Origin of the sequence: Pseudomonas sp. (genome assembly GCF_050739995.1) — a bacterium.
Lineage (GTDB): Bacteria > Pseudomonadota > Gammaproteobacteria > Pseudomonadales > Pseudomonadaceae > Aquipseudomonas.
In genome coordinates, this window is record NZ_JBOICG010000671.1 from 21,782 (window position 1) to 29,503 (window position 7,722).

Below are 7,722 nucleotides of genomic sequence, written 5' to 3' on the forward strand. Positions count from 1 at the left end.
CACTGCGGTTCTAACGGTTCAGTACAAAGTGCTCGATGGCTTCAGCGGCACCATCTTCGCGGTTGGTGCCGGTGACCACGTTCGCTTGCTGCTTCACTACTTCTTCAGCCTGGCCCATGGCGATCGACAACCCGGCGACTGCAAACATGGCCGGGTCGTTGCCGCCATCGCCGATGGCTGCCGTCTGCTCCAGCGGTACGCCAAGATGCGCCGCCAGGGTTTTCAAGGCTTCGCCCTTATTGGCCTTCAGGGCGGTCACATCCAGGTAAATCGGTTGCGAGCGCGACGCATGGGCCAAGCCCTGCACCTTGGGTTGCAACAGCGCCTCCAGCTCCACCAGCAATTGCGTGTTGTGACTGGCGGCAACGATCTTGTCGACACGATCCAGGTAGGGCTCGAAACTTTCCACCACCAACGGTCCATAACCCAGGCCCGCCGCTTCCACGGCCACCATCGGTCCAGGCGGATCACGACGCAGCCATTCACCGTCGGCGAACAGCCAGACTTCCACGTCCGGCTCCGCCGAAAACAGCGCCAGGGTGATCAGCGCCGCTTCCGCCGGCAAGTGATGGGCGACCAACACACTGCCGTCCGGGTTGACCAGCGTACCGCCATTGAAGCCGGCCACTGGTATGTCGATACCGAACGCTTCGACCATCTGCAACATGGCCTTGGGCGGTCGCCCACTGGCCAGGCTGAAGAACACACCGGCGTCACGCAGCGCGCGCACTGTATCCAGGGTGCGCTGGCTAGGCAGGTGATCGGGGCGCAAGAGCGTCCCGTCCATATCACTCAAGACAAATCGGATGGGATGAATCGCTGCGTCACTCATCCGAGACTGTGCCAAGTGCGGCCATCACGGGCCAACAGTTCGTCGGCGGCGGCCGGACCGTCTTCACCGGCCTTATAGGCCTGGATACCGTCATCTTCCTTCCAGGCGTCGAGAAACGGCTGCACCGCCCGCCAACCGTTCTCAATGTTATCGGCACGCTGGAACAAGGTTTGGTCGCCGGTCATGCAGTCGTAAATCAGGGTTTCGTAACCCGTCGACGGTTGCATCTCGAAGAAATCCTTGTAGTCGAACCCCAACTCGATATTGGCCATTTCGAGGGTCGGCCCAGGCTTTTTGGCCAGCAGATCGAACCACATGCCTTCGTTAGGCTGGATCTGGATTTTCAGGTAAGTGGGCTTGAGCTCATCCACATCGGTGTCGCGAAATTGCGCATAGGGCGCGTGCTTGAAGCAAATCACGATCTCGGTGTCGCGAATACTCATACGCTTACCGGTGCGCAGGTAGAACGGCACACCCACCCAGCGCCAGTTGTCGATCATCACCTTGAGGGCGACGAAAGTCTCGGTGCTGCTGTCGGGCGCCACATTGGCTTCTTCACGATAACCCGGCAGCGGCTTGCCGCCGATTTCACCAGCGGTGTACTGACCGCGAACCGAGTTGGCCCGCGCATCCTCCAGGGACCACGGCCGGATCGCCCCGACCACCTTGGCTTTCTCACCACGCACCGCATCGGCGCCGAACGCCGCCGGTGGCTCCATGGCCACCATCGCCAGCAACTGGAACAGGTGGTTGGGCACCATGTCACGCAGGGTGCCGGTTTTCTCGAAGAAATTACCCCGGGTTTCCACACCGACGGTTTCCGCCGCAGTGATCTGCACGTGGTCGATGTAATGGTTGTTCCAGAACGCTTCGAAGAGCACGTTGGAGAAACGGCTGATCAGGATGTTCTGCACCGTTTCCTTGCCCAGGTAATGGTCGATGCGATAGATCTGCTTCTCGCTCATCACCTTGAGCAGGCATGCGTTCAAGGCTTCAGCGGTGGCTAGGTCGGAACCGAATGGTTTTTCGATGACCACGCGGCGGAAGCCATCATCGGTTTCATTCAGCAAGCCGGCACTGCCAAGGCGCTGCACCACTTCACTGAAGAAGCGCGGCGCGGTAGCCAGATAAAACACCGCATTACCGGTGCCGCTGTCGGCGATCTTCTTACCGATATCAGCGTAGGTGCTGTCATCGAGGAAGTCGCCCTCTACGTAACTGATGCCTTTGGCCAACTGCGCCCACAGTTCTGGGTCCAATGCATTTTCGGCATTGCCCCGGACTTTGCTGGCAGCTTCGGTACGAATGAAATCCTCGAGCTTCTTGGCGAAGTCGACATCGCTGATGGCGTTGTGATCAACGCCAACAATACGCAGGCCATCGCCCAGCAGCCCGTCACGGCTGAGGTTGTACAGCGCCGGCATGAGCAGGCGCTTTACCAAATCACCATGGGCACCAAACAGAAACAGCGTGGTGGGCGGAGCGGGTTCGGCCTTGGGTTTCTTGCCGTTGGCGGTCATTTTTTGGAGGTCTCCACGTGACCGCCAAAGCCGAAGCGCATGGCAGACAGCATTTTGTCACCGTAGGTGCTCTGCTGGCGCGAACGGAAACGAGCGAACAACGAAGTGGACAGCACGGGCACCGGCACGGCTTGTTCCATGGCGGCTTCGATGGTCCAGCGACCTTCGCCGCTATCGGCCACGGAGCCGGAGTAGCCGTCGAGTTTCGGATCGGTGGCCAGGGCGTCGGCGGTCAGGTCCAGCAACCACGACGACACCACGCTGCCACGGCGCCACACTTCGGCGATGTCGGCAACGTTGAGGTCGAAGCGTTCGTGCTCCGGCAGGTTCTCCGAGTTTTTGGTCTTGAGAATGTCAAAACCTTCGGCAAAGGCCTGCATCATCCCGTACTCGATGCCGTTGTGGATCATCTTCACGAAATGCCCGGAGCCTGCAGGGCCGGCATGGATGTAGCCTTGCTCGGCACGGCTGTCGGCGGAGCTGGAACGGTCCTTGGTACGTGGGATGCTGCCCAGGCCCGGCGCCAGGCTTTTGAAGATCGGGTCGAGGCGCTGTACGGTTTCGGTGTCGCCGCCGATCATCATGCAGTAGCCACGCTCCAGGCCCCAGACGCCACCCGAGGTGCCGACGTCGACGTAATGCAGGCCTTTTTCCGACAGAGCCTTGGCGCGACGGATGTCATCCTTGTACATGGTGTTGCCGCCATCGATGATCACATCACCGCTTTCCAGCAGCGCGCTCAGCTCGTTGATGGTGTCTTCGGTGGGAGCGCCCGCCGGCAACATCACCCACACGGCGCGCGGCTTTTGCAGGCCGGCCACCAGGGCTTTCAAGTCGGCGACACCGGTGGCGCCCTCCTAGCTCAAGCCTTTGACGAAGGCTTCGTTACGGTCGTATACAACGGTGGTATGCCCATTGAGCATCAGGCGCCGCGCAATGTTACCGCCCATGCGGCCTAGTCCGATAATCCCCAGTTGCATGTGCTGATGCTCCTAACTACTAAAAAATGTGTGACATAGTTTATAGCGCAATGAGGCTAATGAGGGTTAGTCCAGAGCAGATACGTGTAGTTTCATGACAAAAAAGTTGCCATCGTTTCAGCATCACCCCGGCAAAAGTCACACGACCACCAAAAATAAAAAAGTTCCATTGCCCAAAAAAAGAATTCAGACTTGCTGCCGACTGTTGCCGAGCACCTCGATCCGAGCACTCCGGCACCGCGATCTACCGGCTATTTGCGAGGCAAGCAATGAGCACAGCACACATGACCCGTCCGCCACAGACCCTCTACGTCACTGTCCGTCGTGATGAACTGCGCCAGTTGAAAGACGAACGTGATCAGTTGCAGCAGGAAGTCCTGCGCCTGCGTTCACACCTGCAAGCCCAGCTGGATCAGGCCTCCAGCGCCAAGGCCACGCTCTGCTGAGCACCTCCCGTTAAAGCTTTGTAAGGCAATAACTACAGAAAACTCACAAAGTTTTCACACTCCGCTCCTGATACTCCCGATCCGCGATGCCGCTCACTTACTGAGCGGCCCGATGTCGTGCGCCTATGCGCGGCAATCATTGACTGATGGGGCGCTGGATGGCGATGTTCAAACGCAGCACGACGACTGCGAAAGGCTTTGACTGGGCCGGCCTTGGCTGGCTATTTCTGTTTTTCTGGTATTTCTCGGGTATCACCCAACTCCTTATCCAACTGACCGGCACGTCCGGCTTCAGTGGTTTCCGTCAAGCCTTCTTCATGAGTGCGCTGTGGCTGGCGCCCATGCTGCTGTTCCCGCGCCGCACGCGCCTGCTCGCGGCCTTGATCGGTGTGGTGCTGTGGGCCTGTTCCATGGCCAGCCTGGGCTACTTCTTCATTTACCAGCAGGAGTTTTCCCAGAGCGTCATCTTCATCATGTTCGAGTCGAACATCTCTGAAGCGGGCGAATATGCCACCCAGTACTTTGCCTGGTGGATCATATTGGCGTTCATCGCCCATACCGCCATGGCGGTCTTCCTGTGGACACGCCTGCGCCCGGTCTACCTGCCGCGTGGCCAGTCGATATTGGCAGCCGTCGCCATTGTGGTAGCCGTTGTCGGTTATCCGCTGGTCAAGCAGTTCGCCACCAGCGACACCCGGGAACAAGCCATCGAGCGCTTCGAAACCCGCATCGAGCCAGCAGTGCCTTGGCAGATGATCGTTGCCTATCGCCGCTACACCGAACAACTGAACAACATGCAAGGCATGCTGACCAGTGCCAGCCAGATTCCGCCCTTGAAGAACCTCAAGGACACCATGGCCGGCCAGCCGTCGACCTTGGTGCTGGTCATCGGTGAGTCCACCAACCGCCAGCGCATGAGCCTCTACGGTTACCCGCGCAATACCACGCCGGAACTGGACAAGCTGCGCGACCAATTGGCCGTGTTCGATAACGTCATCACCCCGCGCCCTTACACCATCGAAGCGCTGCAACAGGTGCTGACCTTCGCTGACGAAGAGAACCCGGACCTGTACCTCAAGACGCCGTCGATCGTCAGCGTGATGAAACAGGCCGGCTACAAGACCTTCTGGATCACCAACCAGCAGACCATGACCAAGCGCAACACCATGCTCACGACCTTTTCCGAACAGGCCGACGAACAGGTGTACTTGAACAACAACCGCAACCAGAACGCCCGCCAATACGACGGCGACGTGCTGGCACCGTTCTCCAAGGCCCTGGCCGATACCGCCGAACGCAAGTTCATCGTGGTGCACCTGCTGGGCACCCACATGAGCTACCAGTACCGCTACCCGGAAACTTTCGACAAATTCACTGACCGCCAGGGTGTGCCCGACGGCATCAGCGATGAACAGCTGCCGATCTACAACAGCTACGACAACGCCGTGCTGTACAACGACTTCGTCGTCTCGAGCCTGATCAAGGACTACGCCAAGACCGACCCGAATGGCTTCCTGCTGTACCTGTCGGACCACGGTGAGGACGTCTACGACTCGGCTGGCCACAACACGCTGGGCCGTAACGAGGGCAAGCCGACTGCGCCGATGTACACCATTCCATTCATGGCCTACGCCTCGCCCAAGTGGCGTGAAACCCACGACTGGAGCTTTGCGGCAGACTTGCAGCGCCCGTACAGCAGCTCGCAACTGATTCACACCTGGGCCGACCTGGCCGGGCTGAGTTTCGATGAATGGGACCGCAGCAAGAGCCTGGTCAACGACAGCTTCAAACCGCGACCACGTTTGATTGGCGACCCCTACGCACGCCAACAAAAGAGTCTGATTGATTTCAGCTTGCTCAAGCCAAAGAGCCCGGACGCTGCCGACGTAGTGCTCAAATAATCATTGAGTTGATTATCCCTCCCCCTTCCCGAAGGTAACAAAAACGTTAACTTCGGGGCATCCACGCGTTAATTCCCACTTAATAAGATAGCCCTATAGTCGTCCCATGAACCTAATCACGGAACGACTGGGCACCTATCACTCTTAATGGGAATACCGTAATGAAACTCTCGACTTTGATGCTTGCCAGCCTGATGACCCTGACCTCGGTCGCCGCCTTTGCCGAAGGCGGTTCAGAGCGTTCGAAAGAGTTCTACAACAACTTCAACCTCGTCCAGCAACAAACCCACGGCACCACTGAACAGACTGCCGCCGCCGATGGCAAAAGCGTAAAAACTTCTACCGTTGAAGAAAAAAGTTCGGAACAGCTTCCGAAAAGTTGATTTAACGCTGACTTAATCCGCAGGACCCTATGCCATTCCGCTCCTTTGGCAAAGGTTAACTTGGCGCCATCTAATGGCGCCTTTTTTATGCATGTTATTTATTAAAGTGATTTCTTCCAGAACAACATGCGGCCATGGGCTGGATCAAAGATCGAATCCTCGAAACCGAATTTGCGGTACGCCGACTGCGCAACCGTATTGCCCTCCAGCACTTCAAGAGTGATCTTGCAGCAACCGCGCTGACGCGCGATCTCTTCAACCTTCTGCAGCATCTTCTGACTCAACCCCAAACCACGGAACGCCTGCATCACCACCACATCGTGGACGTTGACCAAGGGACGGCAGGCAAAGGTCGAGAACCCTTCAAAGCAATTGACCAACCCTGCCGGCTCACCCCCGACGAACGCCAGCACGCTGAATGCATGAGCACGCTTAGCCAGTTCAGCAGGCAGTTGCTCCAACAAGTCGGCGGACAAGGTCTGGCCACCGCCCATAGGGTCCTGCGCGTAATGATTAAGCACCTTGCCAATGGCTTGCGCGTGTACAGGGTTTGTGTAGCTTGCTTGCAGCACCAGGATGTCTGGGGTGTCCATTTCCTTCCTCGATCACGACAACAAGGGAACCGGTTCCCATTGAGAAGGACGATTGTAAGCGTGGAGCCGGACACAGATGAAGGAGATTAACTACAAATACCCGACAGAAAGCACGAAGGTTGCACGTATCAAGCAGGTGCCACGGACGCTATACGAGCATTTTTCCTAGGCGCCGAAACGCTGCAACTGCATCTCTTGCAAGCGGCTCAGGGTGCGACGGAACGCAAACTCCAGGTAGCCTTCGGTGTAGAGCTGGTCCAGAGGCACCTTGGCCTCGATGAACAGCGGCACCTTGCGGTCATAGCACTCATCCACCAGCGCGATGAAACGTCGCACACTGTCATCGTGCACCGACAATGCCGGCAGCTCGCGATCGCCGGCCTCGACACGCTGCGCACCATCCTCGGTGCCACGGGCGATCCGACCTGGACGTGTCTGGGCGCTCAGACTCGGGACTTCGCCCAACAGAATGGCCTTGAACCGATCGCACAGCAGCATGAAGTCCATCGCCGACAGCGCTTGCTCGCACAGGTCGGCATATCGGCACCACAGCACGCTGTCGCTGGAGCGCACCGCCACGAGGGTTCGATGACCCACGCTGACTGGCCCCTCGGAGATGACTTGCCCCTCACTCAATTGCTTGAACAACGCGGCAAGCGCATCCGGCTGATTGACCCAATAGCGCTGCAGGCCAACGCCCGGATGCAGGCGATGGTCTTCGACGCCATCCACCGCCACAACCTGCATATGCCGCTTGATCGCCTCGATACCCGGCAGGAAGCGCTCACGATTGAAACCATCGGCATACAGCTGGTCCGGTGGCTGATTGGACGTGCTGACCATCACCACGCCCTCCTCGAACATTACCTGGAACAGGCGACCGAGGATGATCGCGTCACCGATATCATTGACGAACAGCTCATCAAAACACAGCACACGCACTTCCCGGCTCAACTCGCGGGCCAATGCCTGCAAGGGATCATGGGTGCCGGTGAGCTGGAACAAGCGTTGGTGCACCCAGCCCATGAAGTGATGAAAGTGCTGACGCCGGGCGGGTACTTGCAGGC

7 protein-coding genes and 1 pseudogene are annotated in these 7,722 nt (G+C 58.2%); 3 read left to right on the forward strand and 5 right to left on the reverse strand.

The features are described from left to right. Positions 1-10: 10 nt before the first annotated feature. The 3 genes and pseudogenes from ACRESD_RS22780 to gnd all read right to left on the reverse strand — a co-directional run bounded on the left by ACRESD_RS22780 (position 11) and on the right by gnd (position 3,332). Complete coding sequence (locus ACRESD_RS22780) at positions 11-832, reverse strand: Cof-type HAD-IIB family hydrolase (RefSeq protein WP_431752969.1); 822 nt, start codon at positions 830-832, stop codon at positions 11-13. After that, positions 829-2,352, reverse strand: a complete 1,524-nt coding sequence (zwf, locus tag ACRESD_RS22785) for a glucose-6-phosphate dehydrogenase (RefSeq protein WP_431752970.1) — start codon at positions 2,350-2,352, stop codon at positions 829-831. Before zwf ends, ACRESD_RS22780 begins: the two co-directional genes overlap by 4 nt. Continuing rightward, positions 2,349-3,332 (reverse strand): annotated as a pseudogene (gene gnd, locus ACRESD_RS22790) (phosphogluconate dehydrogenase (NAD(+)-dependent, decarboxylating)). Before gnd ends, zwf begins: the two are co-directional and overlap by 4 nt. A 269-nt stretch (positions 3,333-3,601) precedes the next feature. Between gnd and ACRESD_RS22795 the strand changes: the two are divergent. The 3 genes from ACRESD_RS22795 (at position 3,602) to ACRESD_RS22805 (ending at position 6,062) form a co-directional block, all read left to right on the forward strand. Then, positions 3,602-3,778, forward strand: coding sequence for a DUF6026 family protein (locus ACRESD_RS22795; protein ID WP_431752971.1), 177 nt, complete (start codon positions 3,602-3,604; stop codon positions 3,776-3,778). Positions 3,779-3,936: 158 nt separating this feature from the next. Further along, entirely contained in the window at positions 3,937-5,679 is a 1,743-nt protein-coding gene (locus tag ACRESD_RS22800; protein WP_431752972.1) for a phosphoethanolamine transferase CptA, read from the forward strand. 161 nt (positions 5,680-5,840) lie between these two features. Continuing rightward, the gene (locus tag ACRESD_RS22805) at positions 5,841-6,062 is read left to right on the forward strand and encodes a hypothetical protein (protein WP_431752973.1); all 222 of its coding nucleotides are present in this window, start codon (positions 5,841-5,843) and stop codon (positions 6,060-6,062) included. Between the two features lie 101 nt (positions 6,063-6,163). Here ACRESD_RS22805 and ACRESD_RS22810 read toward each other — a convergent pair whose 3' ends face one another. Together ACRESD_RS22810 and zapE are read right to left on the reverse strand one after the other, a co-directional pair. Then, a complete protein-coding gene (locus ACRESD_RS22810) occupies positions 6,164-6,655 on the reverse strand; it encodes a GNAT family N-acetyltransferase (RefSeq protein WP_431752974.1) in 492 nt (163 codons plus the stop codon). Between the two features lie 165 nt (positions 6,656-6,820). Continuing rightward, on the reverse strand, positions 6,821-7,722 hold a 902-nt coding region (gene zapE, locus ACRESD_RS22815), incomplete at its 5' end, for a cell division protein ZapE (RefSeq protein ID WP_431752975.1).